Source organism: Nitratireductor soli, assembly GCF_001050155.1.
GTDB classification, from domain to species: Bacteria; Pseudomonadota; Alphaproteobacteria; order Rhizobiales; family Rhizobiaceae; genus Nitratireductor; species Nitratireductor soli.
In genome coordinates, this window is sequence record NZ_LFVY01000004.1 from 1 (window position 1) to 21,039 (window position 21,039).

Annotated in this window: 21 protein-coding genes; 16 read left to right on the plus strand and 5 right to left on the minus strand. The window is 64.3% G+C overall.

Going from position 1 to position 21,039, the window contains the following annotated elements; all coding sequences use genetic code 11:
- Positions 1–251: 251 nt before the first annotated feature.
- The 6 genes from AB843_RS05680 (at position 252) to AB843_RS05705 (ending at position 7,021) form a co-directional block, all read left to right on the plus strand.
- Entirely contained in the window at positions 252–1,238 is a 987-nt protein-coding gene (locus AB843_RS05680; RefSeq protein ID WP_048646102.1) for an AraC family transcriptional regulator, read from the plus strand.
- Positions 1,239–1,447: 209 nt separating this feature from the next.
- A complete protein-coding gene (locus AB843_RS05685; RefSeq protein ID WP_048645855.1) occupies positions 1,448–2,899 on the plus strand; it encodes a xylulokinase in 1,452 nt (483 codons plus the stop codon).
- A gap of 43 nt (positions 2,900–2,942) precedes the next feature.
- Positions 2,943–3,857, plus strand: a complete 915-nt coding sequence (locus tag AB843_RS05690; RefSeq protein WP_048645856.1) for a sugar ABC transporter substrate-binding protein — start codon at positions 2,943–2,945, stop codon at positions 3,855–3,857.
- Positions 3,858–3,868: 11 nt separating this feature from the next.
- The gene (locus AB843_RS05695; RefSeq protein WP_048645857.1) at positions 3,869–5,404 is read left to right on the plus strand and encodes a sugar ABC transporter ATP-binding protein; all 1,536 of its coding nucleotides are present in this window, start codon (positions 3,869–3,871) and stop codon (positions 5,402–5,404) included.
- Positions 5,401–6,330 (plus strand): ABC transporter permease, encoded by a 930-nt coding sequence (locus AB843_RS05700; RefSeq protein ID WP_048645858.1) that lies wholly within the window; start codon positions 5,401–5,403, stop codon positions 6,328–6,330. Before AB843_RS05695 ends, AB843_RS05700 begins: the two co-directional genes overlap by 4 nt.
- Before the next feature lie 4 nt (positions 6,331–6,334).
- Positions 6,335–7,021: a GntR family transcriptional regulator gene (locus AB843_RS05705; RefSeq protein ID WP_048645859.1), complete on the plus strand. Its 687-nt coding sequence runs from the start codon at positions 6,335–6,337 to the stop codon at positions 7,019–7,021.
- 20 nt (positions 7,022–7,041) lie between these two features.
- Here AB843_RS05705 and AB843_RS05710 read toward each other — a convergent pair whose 3' ends face one another.
- On the minus strand, positions 7,042–8,628 hold the full coding sequence (locus AB843_RS05710) for an OpgD/OpgG family glucan biosynthesis protein (RefSeq protein WP_048645860.1): 1,587 nt from the start codon (positions 8,626–8,628) through the stop codon (positions 7,042–7,044).
- Positions 8,629–8,697: 69 nt separating this feature from the next.
- Positions 8,698–9,897 carry an OpgC family protein gene (locus AB843_RS05715; protein ID WP_048646103.1) on the minus strand — a complete coding sequence of 400 codons (1,200 nt, stop codon included), beginning with the start codon at positions 9,895–9,897 and terminating at the stop codon, positions 8,698–8,700.
- A 498-nt stretch (positions 9,898–10,395) separates the two neighbouring features.
- Here AB843_RS05715 and nirK point away from each other — a divergent pair, with 498 nt between their 5' ends.
- The 7 genes from nirK to AB843_RS05750 all read left to right on the plus strand — a co-directional run bounded on the left by nirK (position 10,396) and on the right by AB843_RS05750 (position 17,194).
- Positions 10,396–11,463, plus strand: coding sequence for a copper-containing nitrite reductase (gene nirK / locus AB843_RS05720; protein ID WP_048645861.1), 1,068 nt, complete (start codon positions 10,396–10,398; stop codon positions 11,461–11,463).
- A 283-nt stretch (positions 11,464–11,746) separates the two neighbouring features.
- Complete coding sequence (locus tag AB843_RS05725; RefSeq protein ID WP_048645862.1) at positions 11,747–12,895, plus strand: NnrS family protein; 1,149 nt, start codon at positions 11,747–11,749, stop codon at positions 12,893–12,895.
- A 103-nt stretch (positions 12,896–12,998) separates the two neighbouring features.
- A complete protein-coding gene (gene napE, locus AB843_RS05730; protein ID WP_048645863.1) occupies positions 12,999–13,196 on the plus strand; it encodes a periplasmic nitrate reductase, NapE protein in 198 nt (65 codons plus the stop codon).
- 4 nt (positions 13,197–13,200) lie between these two features.
- Positions 13,201–13,497, plus strand: a complete 297-nt coding sequence (locus AB843_RS05735) for a chaperone NapD (protein WP_048645864.1) — start codon at positions 13,201–13,203, stop codon at positions 13,495–13,497.
- On the plus strand, positions 13,494–15,995 hold the full coding sequence (napA, locus tag AB843_RS05740) for a periplasmic nitrate reductase subunit alpha (protein ID WP_048645865.1): 2,502 nt from the start codon (positions 13,494–13,496) through the stop codon (positions 15,993–15,995). The genes AB843_RS05735 and napA overlap by 4 nt, the downstream gene beginning before the upstream one ends.
- Positions 15,968–16,465 carry a nitrate reductase cytochrome c-type subunit gene (locus tag AB843_RS05745; RefSeq protein WP_048645866.1) on the plus strand — a complete coding sequence of 166 codons (498 nt, stop codon included), beginning with the start codon at positions 15,968–15,970 and terminating at the stop codon, positions 16,463–16,465. Before napA ends, AB843_RS05745 begins: the two co-directional genes overlap by 28 nt.
- Positions 16,466–17,194: a NapC/NirT family cytochrome c gene (locus tag AB843_RS05750; protein ID WP_048645867.1), complete on the plus strand. Its 729-nt coding sequence runs from the start codon at positions 16,466–16,468 to the stop codon at positions 17,192–17,194. It abuts the gene before it with no gap.
- A gap of 85 nt (positions 17,195–17,279) precedes the next feature.
- Here the strand turns inward: AB843_RS05750 and AB843_RS05755 are convergent, their stop codons facing one another.
- Positions 17,280–17,723, minus strand: coding sequence for a pseudoazurin (locus tag AB843_RS05755; protein ID WP_048645868.1), 444 nt, complete (start codon positions 17,721–17,723; stop codon positions 17,280–17,282).
- Positions 17,724–17,864: 141 nt separating this feature from the next.
- Here AB843_RS05755 and AB843_RS05760 point away from each other — a divergent pair, with 141 nt between their 5' ends.
- Entirely contained in the window at positions 17,865–18,563 is a 699-nt protein-coding gene (locus tag AB843_RS05760; RefSeq protein WP_048646104.1) for a Crp/Fnr family transcriptional regulator, read from the plus strand.
- On the opposite strand, the gene AB843_RS26320 is transcribed toward AB843_RS05760, so the two are convergent.
- Complete coding sequence (locus AB843_RS26320; RefSeq protein WP_342021906.1) at positions 18,511–19,101, minus strand: DUF1858 domain-containing protein; 591 nt, start codon at positions 19,099–19,101, stop codon at positions 18,511–18,513. The genes AB843_RS05760 and AB843_RS26320 overlap by 53 nt on opposite strands.
- On the opposite strand from AB843_RS26320, the gene AB843_RS05765 reads away from it, so the two are divergent.
- Together AB843_RS05765 and AB843_RS05770 are read left to right on the plus strand one after the other, a co-directional pair.
- Positions 19,019–19,459 carry a group III truncated hemoglobin gene (locus tag AB843_RS05765; protein WP_048646105.1) on the plus strand — a complete coding sequence of 147 codons (441 nt, stop codon included), beginning with the start codon at positions 19,019–19,021 and terminating at the stop codon, positions 19,457–19,459. The two genes, AB843_RS26320 and AB843_RS05765, sit on opposite strands and share 83 nt — an antisense overlap.
- A gap of 101 nt (positions 19,460–19,560) precedes the next feature.
- Positions 19,561–20,016 carry an RrF2 family transcriptional regulator gene (locus AB843_RS05770; protein ID WP_048645869.1) on the plus strand — a complete coding sequence of 152 codons (456 nt, stop codon included), beginning with the start codon at positions 19,561–19,563 and terminating at the stop codon, positions 20,014–20,016.
- Positions 20,017–20,264: 248 nt separating this feature from the next.
- Here the strand turns inward: AB843_RS05770 and AB843_RS05775 are convergent, their stop codons facing one another.
- Complete coding sequence (locus AB843_RS05775; RefSeq protein ID WP_048645870.1) at positions 20,265–21,035, minus strand: SDR family NAD(P)-dependent oxidoreductase; 771 nt, start codon at positions 21,033–21,035, stop codon at positions 20,265–20,267.
- Between the last annotated feature and the right edge of the window lie 4 nt (positions 21,036–21,039).

The following is a 21,039-nucleotide window of genomic DNA, read 5'->3' on the forward strand; positions in this document are numbered from 1 at the left end:
TCATCGGGGCCGATGCGGAAGGAATTGGGGCGGGTCGGTGCGGTCATGCCTGGGCGTCCGTTGTTTCAGCTTTCGCCAATTGAGACACGGCGCGAAGGAACAAGTCAAACGCGGGACCGGATCGCTTGCTTTCGTCAACAGGCTGAATTGAAACGGCAATTTCAACCGCCCCCGTGGCGCCGAGCAGGCAGCTTGTCCCAATCGGCGATGTTGTGGACAGGTTCCCCCGGCGTGCTTATCCTGAACCGATGATGGTGCCTGATCTCATCGATGCATCGCATCGGCTCGGCCAGTTGCCCGGCCTGCGCTCGCCGCACGTGGCCGAGGCGGAGGCGGCCATCGGCGCGCGTTATCGCCCGCACAGGCTGCTGATGCCGAAGGGGGAAGCGGCGCTGGATTTTCGCCACCACGCCATCGCCAGCGGCGACGCCTCGCTCAACCTCCTGCGCTACGGCCCCGATATCGAGGTGGAGGCCGGCGTCTTCGATACATTCTACATGCTGGAATTCCCGCTGGCCGGCGGTGTCGACGTCCTGTACGGCCGCGACCGCGTGGCATCACGCGTCGGCCGCGGCCTGATCCTGTCGCCGGGACCGTTCGTGCGTTCCAATTGGCGGCCCGACACGACGCAGATCATGCTGCGGCTGGAGCGTGGTTTCGTCGAGCGCGCCTACCAGCGTTTCACCGGCGATCCGGTGCGCCGCACGCCGCTGTTCAGGCCGGAGATCGACCTCGACATGCCGGTCGGTCGCCGGCTCGCCCGGTTGTTCGGCCTGATGGTGGCCGAACAGATGGAGGCCGGCGACACGCCGGCGCTGCCGCCGATGCCGCTCGTCGGCGCGGTTCTGGAAACCCTGTTTGCCCATGTGCCCTGCAGCGCCATGGATCCGGTGTCGCTCGCCGAGGCCGGACCACTGCCGCATTATGTGAACCGCTTCAGGACGATGCTCGACGAACCGGCGGCACTGGCGCTTACGGTCGGCGCGCTGTCGCAGACGCTTGGCGTCTCGCAGCGTGCGCTGACAACCGGCATGCGGCGCTTCACCGGATTGTCCCCTTACGACTACCTGACCATGCGTCGCATGGAGCATGCGCGCCTCCTGCTGGAGCGCAGCGACCTCTCGGTCGCCAGCATTGCGGCGCGTGTCGGCTATGCGCACGCCGGGCGCTTCGCTGCCGCCTTCCGCCGCCATTGCGGCAGCAATCCGGCGCGATTCGCAAAGATCTCCGGCGGTTGATTCAAGCCTTTCCGGGAAGCCTACGGCCTTTTCCGGAAGTGAAACGGCCTTCACCATGGTCCGCTTCTTGACAAGGTGCGGCGTCTCGCCTGCTGTCATCCATCAACGCGAAAAGCGGTAACGAGCGGCCGAACATCGGCGCCCCATCAGACCACTAGGGAGGTAGGGAGGCGGCGGGCGAAACGGTCCGTTTGACGAGGGGGAATGGCTTGAGCCGGAACGTCCTGGCAATCGACATCGGATCTTCCGCACTGAAGGCTGTGCTGTTCGGTGCGGACGGCGTGATGCTGGCTTCACGATCCCGGCCGATCGCGACCGTGCAGGGCCCCGACCGCTCGCAGACCCAGGATCCGGATGCCTGGTGGCGATCCCTGAAGGAGGCGCTGGCCGAACTGCCCGGCAGGGAGAAAATTTCGGCTGTCGTGTGCACCGGCTCGATGCAGAACCTCATCGTTCTTTCGCCGCAGGGTCGGCCACTCACGCCTGCGGCGCTCTATTCCGATCGGCGGCTGGAAGAAGACGAGATCAGCGCTCTCGAAAAGCGTTTGCCGGAAGATTATGCGACACGGACCGGAAACCGGCTCGATCCGGCCCACACGATTCTCAAGCTGATGCGTCCGGACCGCTTTGCGCCGGGTGGCGCTTGGAGCCGGGACATGCGCTTCTGCTTCGGCGCGAAGGACGCCCTGACCTTTCGCATGACGGGTCGCGCCGCCATCGACCCGACCATCGCCTCGACCACCGGGCTGATGAACTTGAAGCAACGGGATTGGGACCCGGCGCTGGTGGGGGCCAGCGGCGTGGACAGGGATGTCCTGCCGGAAATCCTGCCCGCCGATGCCGTCATAGGGACGCTGAGAAGCGGCCCGGCGGCGGAACTCGGCCTCGCCGAGGGGCTCGTGGTGTTCAACGGCGCGGGCGATGCGGCCGCCGCCACCTGGGGTGCATCCGCCGATCGGCCGGGTGCTGCCTATGCTTATCTCGGAACGACGGGCTGGGTGGCGGCGACGCTCTCCCTGCATGACGCGGCACCGCCGCGCGACATCTACACGCTGGCCGACCCGATCCATCCCGACAGGGCGATCATCATCTCACCCTTCCTTACGGCGGGCGCTGCCATGGACTGGCTGGCGGAGGTGACGGGCGGAAAGGTCGAGGCGCTGCTGGCGCAAGCCGCGGAACTGGAAGAGCACCCGCCATCGACGCTGTTCCTGCCTTATCTGGCGGGCGAGCGGGCGCCGTTCGAGGATCAGAATGTGCGTGGCGCGTTTCTCGGCCTGGATCGAGCGCATGGCGCCGGCGCGATGGCACATGCGGTCATGGAGGGCGTCGCCTTCGCCATCCGCCACAATCTGGAAACGGCGGGCTTGCCGTCGTCTTCACTCACCGTCATCGGCGGCGGCGCGCGCCATCCGCTGCAGCGCCGAATCCTGGCCGACGCCCTGAAGCGCGGCATCACCTTCCCGCATGACAGCCAGGAGATGACGGCGCGCGGCGTCCTGCGCATGATCGCCGGCAAGATCGGCCTGCAGCCGGACAGTCGCGGCGCCGGTGTTCTGGTCGCTCCTCGCCCGGAGCGGACGGCGCGCAGCGATTTGCGCTTCGAAGCCTATCTCGCCGCCTCCCGCTTCGCGCGGGATCAGGCGCGCCTGCTGAACTGACACGACTGGCAGAAAGACGTATCGCAACGGATCGGAGGATACCATGAAACGCCTGCTCCTGACGGTGGCCATGCTGGCCGGTATGAACTGCGCAACCGCCGCCCTCGCCGAGGAGGTGGCCGTGCTGACTCCCTATCTCAGTTCCGTCGCCACCAACGAGATGGTGGAAACGTTCAAGGCGGATGCCACGGCCAAGGGCTGGTCGGTCAATGTGGTCGACACGCGCGGTGATTTCCAGCAATTGGCAAGCCGCGTGGAGGACGTGACCAATGCCGGTGTCGACGCGATCGTCCTGGTCAGCGTCGATCCGAACCAGATCGGCGACCAGATTGCGGCGGCGGCGAATAGCGGGATTCCGGTCTTCTCCCTCGACGGTGCGCTGGCCGAGGGTGTGTCCGCCAACATCACCACCGACAATTTCGCGTTGGGCACGATCCTCTCCGACTATCTGTTCGAAGCTTTGGGCGGCGAGGGCAACATCGTAAAATTCTTCCATTCGGCGCATCCGGGCGTGCGTCAGCGCGAGCTTGCACTGGACGAGGCGCTGAAGAAGAGTCCCGGCATCAACGTGATTGCAGAACACTATGTGCAGGTGCCCGGGCCGATCGACAACACACGGCAGGCGATGGAGACCTTCATCCGCCAGCATGGCGATGCGATCGATGGCGTCTGGGCGGCCTGGGACGAGCCGGCCATCGGCGCCCTTCTGGCGCTGCAGGGCGACATGCCCGATTCCGACATCGTCATTGCCGGCATCGACGGCAACCCGCAGGCTGTCGAACTGATCGGCCAGTGCACCAATCTGGCGGCGACGGTGCGGCAGGATTTTTCCAGCATTGCCCGCGCGGCGGTGAAGGAAATCGCTGCCGTACTGGACGGCGGCGCACCCAGCAATCGGGAGATCTTCATCGACGCGATGGTGGTCGACCGCGAAAGCCTCGGGGTCGAATGTGAGTAAGAACGGGTCCGATGCTCGACATTGAGGGCCTGACGAAACGCTTCGGCGGTGTTGTCGCGCTTGACGACGTGCATATGCACGTCGCCGCCGGGCGCGTTCATGCCCTGCTCGGAGAAAACGGCGCGGGCAAGTCCACCCTGCTCAAATGCCTCTCCGGCGTGCACCGCCCGGACACTGGACGGATGCGGCTTGCGGAAAGGGATTTCGCGCCGCGGAACCCGCGCGAAGCAGAGGCGGCGGGCCTGCGTTCCGTGCATCAGGAGCTCAACCTCGTGCCGGGTTTCACGGCCTGCGAGAATGCCTATGTGGGCCGGCCCTACCCACGCCGGTTCGGCCGCGTCGACTGGCGGGCGATGCGCACGCGCTTTGCCGCACTGCGCGACGCGCACAGGCTGGATCTCGACCTGGACATCCCGGTCGGGCGGTTGTCCGTCGCCAAATGCCAGATCGCCGAAATCCTGCGTGCGCTGATGGGCGAGGCACGGGTGCTGGTCCTCGACGAACCGACCGCATCGCTGAGCGAGGACGAAGCTGCGACGCTGCGGCGGATCGTGCGCGATCTCGCGGCACATGGGTGCGCGATCATCTTCGTGTCGCATCGCCTCGACGAGGTGTTTGCCGTCGCCGACGACTACACGGTGCTGCGCAATGGCGGCACCGTCGGGGCGGGGCGCGTTGCGGACACGACCCGCGACGAGGTGGTGGCGCTGATGGCCGGCGCGGAGTTCACGCACAAGCGCCATGTGGACGCGCCGCGGATCGGAGCGCCGGTCCTGGAACTTGCCGATTTTCGCGTCAGCCCGGTGCGGCCGCCGATCGATCTCACCGTCCGCGCCGGTGAAATCGTCGGGCTTTACGGCGTCATCGGCAGTGGCCGTTCGAGCTTGCTCAAGTCGATCTGGGGAGCGCATTCGCTGGCGCGCGGGCGGGTCGCGCTGGGCGGCACGGCGCTGCCGCAGGCGGGCATCGCCGCACGCATCCGGGCCGGTGTGGCCTATGTTTCGGAAGACCGCCGCAGCACCGGCCTCATCATGCATCACTCGATCCTCGACAACGCCATCCTCCCACGCCTTGCCCGCTACCGCGCCACACCGCGATTGCCGGTGGTTTCCTGGCGTGCGGCGCGTGCCGGCGCGCGCCAGGCCCTTTCCGGGCTGAATGTGAAATACGGTCGGCTCGGCGAGCGGATCTCGACGCTGTCGGGCGGCAATCAACAGAAGATCATGATCGGCCGCTGGCTGGCGGGCGCCAGACCACGCCTTGTGCTGCTCGACGAGCCGACGCGTGGCGTCGACGTGCGCTCCAAGGCCGAGATCCATGCCCTTTGCAACCGTCTCGCCACGGAAGGTGCGGCCGTGGTGTTCGCCACCAGCGATCTCGAGGAGCTGCTGATGCTCGCCGGCCGCGTGGTGGTGCTGGCGCAGGGCGCCGTGACGCTCGATGCGCCGAACAGCGCGGTCACCCGGCAATCGGTTCTGGACGCGACTTTCCACGCACTGGCCCGACCGCTGCCACAGCAAACAGACCAGCCAGGAGCACCCAAGTGAGTTTTTCCACCCGCTACGGAACCCTGATCGGCCTGTTCGCCATCGTCGCATTGTTCTCGGTCCTTTCTCCCGGCGCCTTCGCCAAAGGCTCGAACCTGATCAACATCACGCAGCAGATGTCGCTGCTGGCGATCGTTGCGCTGGGGGCGACATTCGTCATGTCGCTTGCCGAGTTCGATCTTTCGGTCGGGGCCGTCGTGTCGATGGCCGGCATCGTGTCCGTCAGCCTGTTCGGCGCGGGCTGGAGCATCCTGCCGGTGGTGCTGGTGACCCTGGCGGCCGGCCTGGCGGTCGGCGCGCTGAGCGGCCTGCTGATTGCCACCTACCGCATGCCGAGCTTCATCGTCACGCTCGCCATGGGCACCATCGTCGGCGGCGTCACCTTCTGGATCAGCGATGGGGCGACCCTGTTCGGCCAGATACCGGTCGGCTTTCGCGATCTCGGCAGGGGCTACCTCGCCGGCGTCCCGGTGCTGACCTTGTGGGCGCTGGGGGCAACGCTTTTCGCCGCCTTCATGCTCGACCATACGGAGCTTGGCCGGCGCATTCTGGCGATCGGCGGAAATCGCGAAGCTGCAAGGCTGACCGGCGTTCGCATCGTGCCGAACAGCATCTGGGCCTTTGGCTTGTGCACGTTTTTGGCAGCGCTGGCCGGCCTGCTGCTGACGGCACGGCTCGGCAGCGCACACCCCACGGGCGGCAACGGTTTCCTGCTGCAGGCCTATGCGGCGGCGTTTCTCGGCATGACCGCCTTCCGCGACGGCCAGACCAACGCGCTCGGCACCCTGCTCGGCGCGGCCATCATTGCCGTGGTGGCGAACGGGCTCACCATCCTCGGCGTGCCCAACTATCTGCAGGACATCTTTACCGGCCTGATCATCATCGGCGCCGTCCTCGTGCGCAACATCGGCGGCCGGAGCGCCTGAGACGATGCACGCCTATCGGCGCCTTGCCGCGGAGCTGACGCGCGAACTGACGGACGGCGTCTGGCGCAACGGTGAGGCGCTACCGTCCGAGAACGCGCTCGCCCGGGCCTATACGGTCAGCCGCCGCACGGTGCGCCAGGCGCTGGACCAGCTCCACGGCGAAGGCCTGGTCTCGAAAGGACAAGGGCGTAACACCGTCTATCTCGAGCGCGCGCTCGGCCGCAGTGGAGAGCGCCTGGTCGATTTTCCAACGGCTGCACGGGCTGCGGGGTTGAAGCCGTCAACGCGGCTTCTCTGGACACGCAGGCGCATCGCCGGTCTCAGCGAGGCACACGCGTTGAAGATCGCGCTCGCCACGGAAGTCATGGAAATCTGCCGCGTGCGCATGCTGGATGGCCGGCCGGTCGTGCGTCAGGCTTCGCTTCTGCCGCTCGCGGTGGCGAACCGGCTGCCGATGGAAAAGCTCGCCGGCGCGTCGCTCTATGCCTTGCTGCGCGCCGGTTTGCAGGATGAGATCTTCTTGTCTTTGGAACATGTTTCCCTGCTGCGCGCTTCCGGTGACGAGGCGGAGGCATTGGCGGTTCCGGAAGGAGCGGCATTGCTGCGCGTCCAGCGCGTGGTGACGGACGTTCGCGGCATGCCGGTTGAATATTCGAACTCGGCCCTGGAGGCTTCCTTCTTCCGGTTTTAGCCGGTGGAGGCGGGTTCAGGTCAGGAGCCGCGCTGCCGTGCGTCCTGGTTCGGCCAATACTGGTAAATCCAGGTTTCCGACAACGCCCTGTCATTCTTGCCCCTGATGTACATCCGCATGTCCACCGGCTTGGTTCCCTCGATCCTCGCATCGAAGAAAGCGCGGTAGAGACCTGGTTGCCCGACAACGGGATGGGAATCGGCCAGACTGACCGCGCCGCGGGAAAGATCAACGACCGGCTCGGCTTCGCCGCGTTCGAGATCACCAACCTCTCCGCCGCGGAAATCGATGACGAAGCGCGTCGTGTTCTCCGGCCGGTCCTGGCCCGGAATGCCACCTGTTCCGGTGTAGGTCGCCATGACCCTCCCCAATTCGGCGGGAAAAGGTTCGTCCGCTTTCCAGTGAAGCCGGTAGTCGAACCGAAGCGGCTTGCCGGGTTCGACGGCTGCGTCCGGCACCCAGTACGCGACGAGGTTGTCGTGAATCTCATCGTCCGTCGGAATCTCGACGAGTTGGATCTGGCCCGATCCCCAGTCGTTGGTCGGCTCGATCCAAGCGGAGGGCCGACGGTCGTAGAAGACGCCGTCATCCTGATAATGGGTGAATTCGCGATCGCGCTGGAGAAGGCCGAAGCCACGCGGCTGATCAACTGTGAAGGCGTTGGTTACGGTCTCCGGCGGGTTGTTGAGCGGACGCCACAGACGCTCGCCATTACCCATCCAGATGGCGAGGCCGTCCGAATCGTGGATTTCCGGACGCCAGTCAACGGCCTGCTCGCGATTGGTCTCGGAATACCAGTACATGGAGGTGAGCGGGGCAACGCCAAGGCGCTCGATGGGCTTGCGCGGATAGAGCGACGCGGAGACATCCATCACCGGACCGTCGGTCTTCACGCAATCGAAACGATAGGCGCCGGTGATGCTCTCGCTGTCGAGCAAGGCATAGACGAGGACGCGGTCCCGCTCGCCCTCCACGCGTTCCAGCCAGATGCGGCTGAAGCGCGGGAATTCCTCCGGCTGTGGCAGCGCCGTGTCGATGGCGAGGCCGCGGGCCGAAAGCCCGTACTGGTCGCGTTCGCCCGATGAGCGGAAATAGGAGGCGCCCAGGAAGGCGATCCAGTCGGTTTCCTGCGATTGCGCCTGCAGGCGGAAGCCGGAAAAGCCGATATTGTCCGGCAGGCTGCGGGCGGGATGGTCGGCGGGAAGATCGAAATAGTCGCTTCGGTAAAGCACCTCGCGCGCCTCGCCATTCTCGACCACGTGGATGAGGACCGGCTCCTGGAAATAGCGCCCCAGATGAAAGAACTGCACCGGTGTGCCGCCGGCGCCGTCCGCCCACAGCGCGTGGTCGTTCCTGAAGCGGATTCTCTGAAACGCGTCATAATCGATCTGCTGAAGGATCTCGCCATGCGGCGAACGGCCGTCTTTCCAGGGTGAGGTGGCGCGCTTTTCTGCCTCGAGCTTCAACGCATCGAAGCTGAAGGGTCTTGGCGGGCCGAATGACAGGCCGGACGCCGCGGCGGCCGCGTGGGCTCGCGCTGGAAGCGCGGCCACCAGGGAGGACGACAGCGCAAGCGAAAGAAGGTCACGTCTGTTGAATTCGGTCATGGATGTACAGTCCCTTGCTCATTCATGAAACAGTTGAAGTGGGTTTGGCGGGCCGCCGGCTGCGATGGCTCACTCGGCGGGGGCGGGCTCGACCTTGCGGCGCCGCGAGAACAGGGTGGCCCGCTCGCGATAGAGCGCCGGCACGGCGAGCGAGGCTATGGCCAGGAGCGCTATGGCCGTCTTGGTCCACTCGGTGAACGGACCATAGTGGTACTCGAAGCCCTTCAGCAGATAGATAACGACCACGTGCCAGGCATAGACCTGGAGGGAATGGCGGCCGATGAAGCGCAGGAAGGAGAGGCTGAACAACCAGCGCAAGCCGTTGCCAAGTGCCCGGACGACCTGGTTTTCGCAGGCTGGTCCCGCCATCACCATCCAGGCAACCAGATAGCCGGTCGCCATGAAGTTCACCAGGTAGACGAAGCTGAACTCGACGCGGTTGTCGAGGCTCGTGAAGCGCTCCTTCATCGCTTCCGGCAGATACTGGAAGGTGAAGCCGAAGCGTATGGTCATGAAGACGAGAACCAGGGCAAACGCGGCCCAGGCCAGCGCCGGTCTGCGCGGATCCATCACCTTCCCCCAGTCGATCTTTCCGCTTGCGGTCAGCGCACCGAGCACGAGACCGGACATGAAGACCGCCTGCCAAGCCAGCACGTTGAACGCCGTGCGAAACATCTCGCCGTCATGAATCCGGTCCAGCGCCGCATATATGCCGCCGGCCAGCGGGAAATGCAGACCGAGCTGAACAGCGATCCAGACCCCTGCCGACAATGCGGCAACCCACATCCAGCGTCCGGTCACGCACAGCCAGATAAGCGGCGGCGAGACCAGCATGTAGACGATGTACTGCGGAAGGATGTCCATGTAGGTGGGCTGATAGAGGAGCAGCAGCGATGCGATCGCGTAGAAGGGATCGTGGTTTGCCAGATCCCACAGCCATGGCTCCCAATAGGTGGAAGACTTGCTCAAGACAAAGCCAAAAGCCATGACCGCAAGGAGGCAGGCAACCGCATAGCGGTAGATCTCGAACGCCCGCTTCCTGATCTTGCGTGCACCCGAGGCATAGCCTTCCTTGATCATCCGGCGCGCATAGACCATGCCCACGAGCAGGCCCGACAGAAAAACGAAGCCCTGCGCGTCCTGAACATAACCAAGTTCGCCATGGTTGATCTTCACCAGCAGGTACCCACCAACGAAGGTCAGATGGTTGAGCACCATGAAAACGAGGAAATAGCCTCGCATGCCGTCCAGCAATTCCAAACGTCGCATGATTTCTTTCGTCAGACCTGGAGCCACCCTTCTGTGAAAGCCTGATTACAGGAACGGGTTCCATCTGCGGCATCACGAACTGTTCGTGATATTTGCAGGGTTGTGAGAGCAAGCCAGGCCAACGCTGCTTCCGCCGGCGGGCATCGCAGGGAATGCGGTGTCCCGGACGTTGCCAGATCGGCTGATCGAGCAAGGACCATTCAGACCTTCCGCAATCGTTTCTGCGGCTTGGTCGCCAAGATGGACCGGCCCCGAGAGGAAACGCAGAGCAGACCAGCGGCGCACGGCAGGATGGGTTGTGGCGCTGCGCTCGCGACTGCGCACATCAGGCAATGGGAGGCGACTTCATCGATGGCCGGTCTGTTCGGCAGAAGGCAAATCCAGAGCCGCTTTCCGAAGAATGCTTGATCGCTCAGATCTTTGTTGCTGCGCAAAGAAGCGCACCGCCCGGCGGCCTAGACATGTGTTCATGAACAAGAGGTCAGAAAGGACCGTGTCATGACCACCCGCAAGACACTTCTCACAACTGCTGCGGTCGCCGCGATTGCTCTGGGTCTTGGGCTCGTCGCCCCCGCCGCTGCGAACATGGCGCACCAGCACATTGCCGGACTCGGCACGCATGAAGCGCCGCTCGACATCGTCAGGCAGGCAACCGATCTGCCCAACGCGATCGGAGAGCGTGGCGCGCAGACGGTGCGTGTCGGTCTCGAGACGGCGGAAGTCATCGGCCAGCTGGCGGACGGCGCCACCTACCACTACTGGACGTTCAACGGGAAGGTGCCCGGGCCATTCGTTCGCGTGCGGGTTGGCGACACAGTCGAAGTGTTGCTGGAAAACCATGAAGACAGCATGGCGATGCACAATGTCGACTTCCACGCGGTCACCGGACTGCACGGCGGCGGACACGCCACGCTCGCCGCGCCAGGCGAGGAAAAGGGGTTCACCTTCAAGGCGCTGAATCCGGGCTTGTATGTCTACCATTGCGCGGTCGGTCCGGCCGCCCAGCACATCGCCAACGGCATGTACGGGCTCATCCTTGTGGAGCCCGAGGGCGGCCTGCCGCCGGTCGACCACGAATTCTACGTGATGCAGGGCGAGCTCTACACCGAGGAAGCATTCGGGACGTCGGGACAGCTCACCGAGAGCTACGACAAGCTGATGGACGAACAGCCGGAATACTACGTCTTCAACGGTGCCGCCGAAGCGCTGACGGGTGACAACGCGCTGAAGGCAAAAGTGGGCGAGACGGTTCGCATCTACTTCGGTGTCGGTGGCCCGAACAAGACATCGAGCTTCCACGTCATCGGTGAAATTTTCGACAAGGTCTACAACCTCGGTTCGTTGACGGGCGATGTGCTGCCGGATGTGCAAACGATCAGCGTTCCCCCAGGTGGTGCTGCCGCCGTTGATTTCAAGGTGGAGGTGCCAGGCGAATATCTGCTGGTCGACCACGCCCTGTCGCGAGTCAACCGCGGACTTATCGGCAAGCTGATTGTCGAAGGCCCCGAGCAGCCTGACATCTTCCGCGAGGGCGTGGGTGAAAAGCTCGGCCTGCTCGCACAGTAGATGAGACAAACCTGACAGCCGGGCGACACCACATGCCGCCCGGCTCGTTCTTGTGGAAGTAACCGTCCATGATCCAGTCTTTCAGACGAAACCTGATGCCAGCCTCCTCCGGGCCTGGAAAACCGGGCACACGTGCCGAGCGGCTGAAACGGGACATTGCCGACGCCGGACAGGGAAGCGTGTGATGGCCGCAACTGCGACTTCCCCGTCCGACAGATCGGTGCCGAGGGCGGCGCTCAAGTCCGGAGACCTGTCGAGGGACGGCCGTGGCTGCATCCGGTCGATGCCTCCCATTCTCCATTACGGGTTCCGGCCCTTCTTCTTCCTGGCCTCACTCCATGCAGGGCTGGCCATTCCCGCATGGCTCGGAGCCTATCTCGGCGGCTTCGAGATTGGCGGGCCGTTCGGCGGCATGCACTGGCATGCGCACGAGATGCTGTTCGGCTATCTCGGAGCCGTCATTGCAGGCTTCATCCTCACGGCGATCCCCAACTGGACGGGGCGGCTGCCTCTGAGCGGATTGCCGCTCGCCATGCTCATCGGCCTGTGGCTGGCGGGGAGGGCAGCGTGCCTGCTTTCGCCCGATCCCTGGCTGGCGATGGCCATCGACCTGGCATTCCCGGCGGCGCTCGGCTTTGCGATCTGGCGCGAGGTCGTCGCGGGAAAAAGCTGGAAGAACGCTCCCGTGGCCATCATGATCACCCTGTTCGGGTGCGCGAATGCGGCGGACCACCTGGCCAATGCAGGCTTCCTCGACCAGGATCTCGGACAGCGGCTGGCGCTCGGCGTCGCCGCCATGTTGATTGCACTCATCGGCGGGCGCATCGTGCCCAGCTTCACGCGCAACTGGCTCGTCAAGCAGGAGGCTACGACGCTTCCCGCTCGGTTCGGCAGGCTCGATAAGGCTGCGCTGGCGACGACTGCGGCGGGAACCATCGGCTGGAGCGTCCTGCCGACGAACGCTGCTGTAGGTGCAATCCTGTGCGCGGCCGGCGCGCTCCTCGCCGTGAGACTGTTCCGGTGGCGCGGCTTCGCGACCGTTCGCGAACCGATCCTGTTCGTCCTGCATGTCGGCTACGGCTGGCTCGCCGTCTCGCTATCGCTCCTCGGCCTCGCCATCCTGCTGCCCGATGCGGTTCACCGCTCGGCTGCCGTTCATGCGCTGACGGCAGGCGCGGTGGGGACCATGACGCTGGCCGTCATGACCAGGGCCAGTCTCGGCCATACGGGGCGCGCCATCGTCGCCGACAGGTCCATCACCGCCATGTATGCCATGGTTTCGGCCGGCGCTGCGCTGCGCGTCATCGCCCCCATGTCTGACGCGAATTATGCTGCGATGCTCGGAGCAGGAGGCGCGCTCTGGAGCGGCGCATTCCTGCTTTTCGCCATCCGCTACGCACCGATCCTCTGGGGTCCTCGCGCGGGAAACTGAGGAGCCGGCGCCGAAAAGGCGTTGATCAATCGACTTATGCGAGTAGTCTGGACCTGAGCTTCCGTCCGCACGGAAGCACCTGTCCAAGGCACATGAGGAGGTCATGACCCAGGACGGCCGCGAGGCAATCGCATCAATGGAACCACCGCCTGCGAAAACGCGGCGAAGGGAACTGCTGGCCTTCCTGATCCTGGCGTTTGGCATCTGGCCCGTCGTCGCTGTCGGCGTCGTCGGCGGCTACGGCTTCCTCGTCTGGATGTATCAGATCGTTTTCGGCCCGCCCGGGCCCCCGGGAGGCTGATCAGATGCGCGCCATCACACGCCGGGACCTGCTGACCGTAACCTCGCCGCCCCGCCATCACATCTCCAGCGCGGTCGTCATCGCGCTCCCCCTGCGGCGGGAGGAGGTCGGAAGAAGTCTTGCGGCCATGCCGGGCGTGGAGGTGCATGCCGGCGAAGGCAGCCGCATCGTCGTGACCATCGAGGGAACGACCAGCGGTGAGCTTGGAGAGACGCTGACCCGGATCTCGCTGATGGACGGCGTCCTGGCGGCGAACATGGTCTTCGAACATGTGGAGGATGCGGAGGAAGGGCCGTCATGACCACCGGCATCAATCGCCGCGACCTGCTCAAGGCCCATGCCGCTGCATTGGCGGCCGCGTCGGCCGGTATCACCCTTCCGGCCTCGGCGCAGCCGGTCCCGGGTGGCGTGGATGCTCTTCAGATCAAGTGGTCGAAGGCGCCCTGCCGATTCTGCGGAACGGGCTGCGGCGTGATGGTGGGAGTGAAGGACGGACATGTCGTTGCCACCCACGGCGACATGCAGGCCGAGGTCAACCGGGGCCTGAATTGCGTCAAGGGCTATTTCCTCTCCAAGATCATGTACGGCCAGGACCGCCTGACCACGCCGCTGATGCGCAAGTCCAACGGGGTCTACGATAAGGACGGCGCGTTCGAGCCGGTCTCCTGGGACGAGGCCTTCGACGTGATGGCGGAGAAGTGCAAGGCGGTGCTTCGGGACAAGGGTCCCGAGGCCGTCGGCATGTTCGGCTCCGGCCAGTGGACGATCTTCGAGGGCTACGCCGCCACCAAGCTGATGCGGGCGGGATTCCGTTCCAACAACCTCGACCCCAACGCCCGCCACTGCATGGCTTCGGCGGCGGTGGCCTTCATGCGCACCTTCGGCATGGACGAGCCGATGGGCTGCTACGACGATTTCGAGCACGCCGACGCCTTCGTGCTGTGGGGTTCGAACATGGCGGAGATGCACCCCATCCTGTGGACCCGGCTGGCTGACCGGAGGCTCGGCCATCCGCACGTCCGCTGCGCGGTCCTGTCGACTTTCACGCACCGCTCGATGGACCTCGCCGACATACCGATCGTCTTCAAGCCGGGCACCGATCTTGCCATTCTCAACTACATCGCCAACCACATCATCCAGACGGGACGGGTCAACGAGGCGTTCGTCCGCGACCACGCTGTGTTCATGAGCGGCGCGACCGACATCGGTTACGGCCTGCGTCCGGACAACCCGGTCGAGTTGGCGGCCAAGGGCGCTGCCGACCCCGGCAAGATGGACCCGATCGACTTCGAGGCCTTCAGGACGATGGTGTCGGAATACACGCTCGACATGGTTTCACAGCTTTCCGGTGTGGAGCCGGGCTTCCTGGAGGAACTGGCCGAACTCTACGCCAATCCCGACGTCAAGGTGATGTCGCTCTGGACCATGGGCTTCAACCAGCATGTCCGCGGCGTGTGGGCCAACCAGATGGTCTACAACATCCATTTGCTCACGGGCAAAATCTCCGAGCCCGGCAACAGCCCGTTCTCGCTGACCGGCCAGCCTTCGGCCTGCGGCACGGCTCGCGAGGTCGGCACCTTCGCGCACCGACTTCCGGCCGACATGGTGGTGACGAATCCGGAGCACCGAAAGCACACCGAGGAGATCTGGCGGCTGCCGCACGGCCTGTTGCCGGACAAGCCAGGCTTCCATGCCGTCCAGCAGGACCGGATGTTGAAGGACGGGAAGCTCAACTTCTACTGGGTGCAGTGCAACAACAACGTCCAGGCAGCGCCCAACAACTCGAACGAAACCTACCCCGGCTACCGCAACCCCGACAATTTCATCGTCGTATCGGACGCCTATCCAACCGTAACCGCGTTGTCGGCGGACGTGATCCTGCCCGCGGCCATGTGGGTGGAGAAGGAGGGCGCCTACGGCAACGCGGAGCGGCGAACGCATGTCTGGCATCAACTTGTGAACGCGCCGGGCGAGGCCCGCTCCGATCTCTGGCAGCTCGTTGAATTCTCGAAGCGCTTCACCACCGATGAGGCTTGGCCCGCCGGCCTTCTGAGCGCGCACCCGGAATACAAGGGAAAGACCCTGTTCGATGTCCTTTTCAGGAATGGCAAGGTCGATCGCTTCCCGCTCGCGGATCTCGACCCGGAATATGAGAACCGGGAATCCAGGGAGTATGGCTTCTACCTCCAGAAGGGTCTGTTCGAGGAGTATGCCGAGTTTGGCCGGGGCCATGGCCACGACCTCGCGCCTTTCGACACCTATCATGAGGTACGAGGGTTGCGGTGGCCCGTTGTCGACGGCAACGAGACGAAGTGGCGTTATCGCGAGGGCTATGATCCCTATGTCAAGCCGGGCGAAGGCGTCCGCTTCTACGGCAGGCCAGACGGCAAGGCGGTGATCCTTGCGGTTCCCTACGAGCCGCCGGCCGAATCGCCGGACGAGGAATACGATGTCTGGCTGGTGACGGGCCGTGTGCTGGAGCACTGGCATTCGGGTTCGATGACCATGCGCGTGCCGGAACTCTTCAAGGCGTTTCCCGGGGCGGTCTGTTTCATGAATGCCGACGACGCGTGGCGTCGCGGCATCAACCAGGGGGCAGAGGTCAGTGTCGTCTCCCGGCGCGGCGAGATACGCGTCCGCGTCGAGACGCGGGGCCGCAACCGCATGCCGCGAGGCGTGGTCTTCGTGCCTTGGTTCGACGCGAGCAAGCTCATCAACAAGGTCACGCTCGACGCGACCGATCCCATCTCGAAACAGACGGATTTCAAGAAATGCGCGGTCAAGGTCGTCCCCGTCTGACGCGCCGGTCGCGCGTCTTGGTCGCGGCAGGGCTGCTCGCCCTTGCCGGAACGGCCGCGCTCGCGCAGATGTCGGTCAGCATCGTTCCGCCGCTGACCGGTGCGGAACAGCCGATGGAGACGGCTCCAGCGAATCCGATCCCGAAATGGGTGATCGACGACGTCCGCAGGATGCGCGCCTATCCCGAGCAGCCTCCGGTGATCCCGCATTCGATCGAAGGATACCAGCTTTCCGTCAACGCCAATCGTTGCCTGTCCTGTCACAAGCGGGAGTTCACGGAAGCCTCGGGCGCGCCGATGATCAGCGTTACTCACTACATGACGCGGGAGGGCCAGATGCTGGCCGACGTTTCGCCCCGCCGCTACTTCTGCACGGCCTGTCACGTTTCCCAGGCCGACACGCCCGCTCTGGTTGGCAACACCTTCATCGACATGAGCGAGCTTGGCGTCGGCCATGCCGGAGACCAGTAGATGTGGGCGCGGATCAAGGCGGCCGCGCTGTGGGCCTGGGGCATCGTTTCGACGCCCGCCGCCACGCTCAGTCTCGGCTTCCTGACCCTGGGCGGTTTTCTCGGGGGCGTGCTCTTCTGGGGCGCATTCAACACTGCGCTCGAGGTGACGAACACCGAGCAGTTCTGCATCTCATGTCACGAGATGGAGGCGAACGTCTACGAGGAGCTGACGAGGACAGTGCATTTCTCGAACCGGTCCGGTGTGCGCGCCTCTTGCCCCGACTGCCACGTACCGCACGAGTGGACCGACAAGATCGCCCGCAAGATGCAGGCGTCGAAGGAGGTCTGGGGCAAGATCTTCGGTACGATCAACACGCGGCGGAAATTCCTGGCGCATCGGCTCGAACTGGCCCAGCACGAGTGGGCGCGCCTCAAGGCCAATGACAGCCTCGAATGTCGCAACTGCCATTCCTCGGTCGCCATGGACCTGTCGAGGCAGGCGCCGCGGGCGGCCGAGATCCACACCCGCTACCTGCTGTCCGGCGAAGCGACCTGCATCGACTGCCACAAGGGCATCGCGCACGAACTGCCAAACATGGACGGTGTCGATCCGGGCTGGAAGGTGCCGCCGGAGCTGGAGGGAGAGCGGCTTCCCGCAGCATCCGTATTCGACAGACTGGAACGCGCAGCCCGTTCACCCCACGGCTTCCCGTGGAATGAACGTGATCTTGCCTCGATGCTGGAGTGAACACTGGGGGGATGATGTTCACGGCGGCGACCTTCCGCGTTGCCGTCTCCCGGTTCGCTGGACTCCGGGTTCACGATGTTTCCCTTCAGTTTGCCGCCAGCACCTGGCCAAACAGATCGGCGAACGCGGCCTTGGCCTTCCCCGGCTGCTTGACGGCACGGGCCTCTTCCGCGTTGGCGGGTTCGCCGACGCGAATGAGGGCGACCATGCCCATGGCGTAGTGCGGCGTGCATTTGACGCCATATACGCCTTCCTCGCCTACGGTGATCGTGAATTCCTCGTTGAACTTGCTCTTGAAGGCTTCGACGCCTTCCGGGAGCATGCCCTTGATGGTCTCCACGTTGTGGCCCTTGTCGGTCGGAACGAAGCGGATCGTGTCGCCGGGCGCGGCGACGATGAGGTCCGGCTCGAACACCATCGATCCCTTCTCTCCCTTGTTGAGCATGAGGACCTCGATCTCGGCTGCACCGGCCGCGCCCGCCAGTATGACGGCGGCGCTGATTGTGAGCGCTGCAATAATCCGTTTCATGTTACTGTCCTTTCGAGTGCTCGGCTTCGCTTGCCGTTGGACAACCGATACCCCGCTGTGCCTTGTGGCAATTTGCGCAAGCACAAACAGCGGATAGAAAAATGGACAGGCGACGCCGCGTCGCACGGGAACCGCATGGCAATGCCACTCGACAGGTCGCTGATTTCGGGACTGCCCGCGTTTGCAGGGCTTGCCGCGGGCGATCTGGACGGCATCCTGGCGGCTGCCCGTTCCTCCCGGTTCGCGAAGGATTCGGAAATCTTCGCACAAGCCACGGAAGCGGAGAGTTTCTTTCTGCTCCTGTCAGGCCACATCCGGGTCGTGCGAACCACGCCGGACGGTGAGCAGGTCATCGCGCGCTATATCAACGAAGGCGAACTGTTCGGGATCGCCGTCGCGATGGGACAGAAGAACTATCCGGCAACCGCCGTCGCCGCGGTCGACTGTGTCGTCCTGTGCTGGCCGAACGCGGCCTGGCCGGGATTGCAGTCCCAATTCCCGGCCTTCGGCGCGAACGCCTATCAGACTATCGGGTCGCGCCTTCAGGACACGCAGGCGCGCGTGGTGGAAATGTCGACGCAGCAGGTTGAGCAACGTATCGCCAGCGCGGTGTTGCGGCTGATCCAGCAGTCCGGCCGCAAGACCGAAGGCGGCGTCGAGATCGATTTCCCGATCACGCGGCAGGACATCGCCGAGATGACCGGCAGCACGCTCCACACGGTCAGCAGGCTCATGAGCGCTTGGGAAGAGGAAGGGATCGTCCGCAGCGGACGGCAGAAGGTGACGGTCACGAATCCCCACGCGTTGATGCTGGTCGCCGAGAACCGACGAAGGAAGTAGTCTCACCGCATGCCCGGGTCACGAGGCTGGCGGCTCCTATGGCGGTTTCAGGGTTGGGGATCGCCACCTCGAAAGCCGACGGCGCCCCTGCAGAAGGGTCTGACCTCATCGCGGCCAGGAGTTCGGCCAAGAACGGGGCTTCGTCGATTCGATGCGCGGCACATGCGTCAGCAACGGTATGAAATAGTCCGATTGGACAACCGATACAGAGCATCCTGTGGCGGATCATGACCCGGATGGTCGCCGGCCATCTGCGCATGATTTCGTCTACCGGCATGTCTGGGTCTATGGCTGACGGCGTCATTGGGGCGGTCTCCTCAAGCCGCCAACCTACGAGTTCGCCCTGCCGCCGGTCGTTGTTCCGGCGCAAACAGCAGGAGGAAATCAGGCTGCGACATCTGCGATGCTTTCCTTCGGGGCGCCTGCAGGTTAAAAGTGGTATAGGAGATACCACAATGACAATCCAGCCGACCGCGAGACTGCAACGCCCCCCTGAGGAACGCCCACTCGTCCATCCGGACGTCGATCGCGACTTCATCGGCCGCCTGGTGCGGGAATTCTACGGACGGGTGCGCCGCGACGAACGGCTCGGGCCGATCTTCGCGGGCGTCGTTCAGGACAACTGGGAGCCGCATCTGGAGAAGATGACGGACTTCTGGTGCTCCGTGATCCTGAAGGACGGTTCCTACAGCGGGAGGCCCGTTCCCGCCCACCTGAAACTCAAGCAGGTCCGCGAGGAAGACTTCGACATCTGGCTCGACCACTTCCGCTCCGCTGCGGACGAACGCTGCCCTCCCGAAGTGGCGAAGACCTTCGTCGACAGGGCCGAGCGAATCGCCAACAGCCTACGGCTGGCGATGTTCTTCCGCCTTGAGCGTCCGGGTGGCGGAGCATGAGGGCCGAAACCCCTGGAAAAACCTTTCCCCTTGGCGCGGCCGCCTTCATTGCCCTTTGCCGTTTGGGACGGCGAAAAAGTCCGGCGATCGGGGAGAATTAAGTGCGCCTCACCTTCCACACCGACTATGCACTGCGCATGCTGGTATACCTCGCGATCAACCAGGATCGGCCCTCGCGCGTCGCAGACGTCGCCGAGAGTTACGGTATCTCGCGCAACCACCTGCTCAAGGTGGCGTTGCGCCTCGGCAGGTTGGGCTACCTCACCACGCTGCGCGGGCGGTCAGGCGGTATCGCACTCGCGCGCGCGCCTGAAAACATCAATCTCGGTCGGGTGGTGAGGCAGATGGAGGACGATTTCGGCCTCGTCGAGTGCATGCACCTCGATGGCGGAGCCTGCGCGATCGGTCCCTCATGTCGGTTGAAGGGGGTTGTCGGGCAAGCCCTTGAGGCGTTTCTATCCGTCTTTGACGAATATTCGCTGGCGGATATCGCCGGAAACCGGGACATTCTTGCGGGTCTGCTCGGATTGCCGGGCAAGACTGTGAACCCGACATGATCGACTTGCAGGAGGCATGATGATCCGCAAACTCAACCCCTCCGAACGTCAATCGGCGGCGCTTGTCCTCGCATGGCTGCTATCGGCGGGAACGATGCGCCCGGCGTTCACGGGCTGCTTTTGATGCTTGTCGCCGGAGCGTTGTTGTACCCAGTCCTGCCCGGGGCTCAACCAGCCCGAGCCCGCTGAGGACCGTGAGGCGTCGTATTGCGACGACCCGACCGAGGTCGGCATCGTCTTCTCGCTGTTCAGTAACCGCCGGACAGGACGATGGTCTCGCCTGTCATGAAGCTGCAGGCATCCGATGAAAGAAACAGCGCAGCGCCAACCATCTCCTGCGCGCTGGCGGCACGCCCCATCCAGTTGAGTTGCCTCACATACGCGTCCCACCCCTGCGGATCGGCTGCCTTGCGCTCTGCATTGCGATCGGTATCGACGAGCCCCGGAGCAAGTGTGTTCAGAAGAACGTTCGAGGCGGCAAAATCGCGCGCCTGACTCTGGATCAGGTTGTGCTGGGCGGCTTTTGTGGCGGCATAGGCGGTCACGATGGACTTCGGGCGCAACTGGTTGATGGAACCGATATTGACGACGCGCCCCCAGCCTCGCGACGCCATCGAAGGAAGCACATGGCGCAACATCTCGAAGGTGGAACGAAGGTTGACGTCGAGCTGTAAATCGAAATCGTCATCGCAGATGTCCGCAAGCATTGCGTTGACCTGCGCCGAGGCGTTGATGATCAGGATGTCGACGGGACCGGCAATCCGCTCGGCTTCTTCAAGGAGGCGGATGCCGGCGCCGCGTTCACGCAGATCTCCACCCAGTGCCCAGGCCGTGCCTCCTCTCTCCACGATACTGCTGTGGATGGGTTCGGCGGCATCGGCGTGCTGTCCATGGAGGACGATGCGCGCGCCGGCTCCTGCGAGGCCTTGCGCGATCGCCGCGCCGATGCCACGGCTTGAACCGGTGACGAGCGCGGTCTTCCCCGTGAGGCGAAAGGAGGCGAAGGGGTCGGGATTCATCGGG

Bases quoted from the DNA above. Each gene is read 5' to 3' on its own strand.
- napE (WP_048645863.1), top strand. From the start codon at position 12,999: ATGACCCAGGACGGCCGCGAGGCAATCGCATCAATGGAACCACCGCCT.
- AB843_RS05775 (WP_048645870.1), bottom strand. From the start codon at position 21,035: ATGAATCCCGACCCCTTCGCCTCCTTTCGCCTCACGGGGAAGACCGCG.
- AB843_RS05765 (WP_048646105.1), top strand. From the start codon at position 19,019: ATGACAATCCAGCCGACCGCGAGACTGCAACGCCCCCCTGAGGAACGC.
- AB843_RS05735 (WP_048645864.1), top strand. From the start codon at position 13,201: ATGCGCGCCATCACACGCCGGGACCTGCTGACCGTAACCTCGCCGCCC.
- AB843_RS05725 (WP_048645862.1), top strand. From the start codon at position 11,747: ATGCCTCCCATTCTCCATTACGGGTTCCGGCCCTTCTTCTTCCTGGCC.
- AB843_RS05690 (WP_048645856.1), top strand. From the start codon at position 2,943: ATGAAACGCCTGCTCCTGACGGTGGCCATGCTGGCCGGTATGAACTGC.
- AB843_RS05760 (WP_048646104.1), top strand. From the start codon at position 17,865: ATGCCACTCGACAGGTCGCTGATTTCGGGACTGCCCGCGTTTGCAGGG.
- AB843_RS05680 (WP_048646102.1), top strand. From the start codon at position 252: ATGGTGCCTGATCTCATCGATGCATCGCATCGGCTCGGCCAGTTGCCC.
- AB843_RS05750 (WP_048645867.1), top strand. From the start codon at position 16,466: ATGTGGGCGCGGATCAAGGCGGCCGCGCTGTGGGCCTGGGGCATCGTT.
- AB843_RS26320 (WP_342021906.1), bottom strand. From the start codon at position 19,101: ATGAAGTCGCGATCGACGTCCGGATGGACGAGTGGGCGTTCCTCAGGG.
- napA (WP_048645865.1), top strand. From the start codon at position 13,494: ATGACCACCGGCATCAATCGCCGCGACCTGCTCAAGGCCCATGCCGCT.
- AB843_RS05695 (WP_048645857.1), top strand. From the start codon at position 3,869: ATGCTCGACATTGAGGGCCTGACGAAACGCTTCGGCGGTGTTGTCGCG.
- AB843_RS05715 (WP_048646103.1), bottom strand. From the start codon at position 9,897: ATGCGACGTTTGGAATTGCTGGACGGCATGCGAGGCTATTTCCTCGTT.
- AB843_RS05755 (WP_048645868.1), bottom strand. From the start codon at position 17,723: ATGAAACGGATTATTGCAGCGCTCACAATCAGCGCCGCCGTCATACTG.
- nirK (WP_048645861.1), top strand. From the start codon at position 10,396: ATGACCACCCGCAAGACACTTCTCACAACTGCTGCGGTCGCCGCGATT.
- AB843_RS05745 (WP_048645866.1), top strand. From the start codon at position 15,968: ATGCGCGGTCAAGGTCGTCCCCGTCTGACGCGCCGGTCGCGCGTCTTG.
- AB843_RS05710 (WP_048645860.1), bottom strand. From the start codon at position 8,628: ATGACCGAATTCAACAGACGTGACCTTCTTTCGCTTGCGCTGTCGTCC.
- AB843_RS05705 (WP_048645859.1), top strand. From the start codon at position 6,335: ATGCACGCCTATCGGCGCCTTGCCGCGGAGCTGACGCGCGAACTGACG.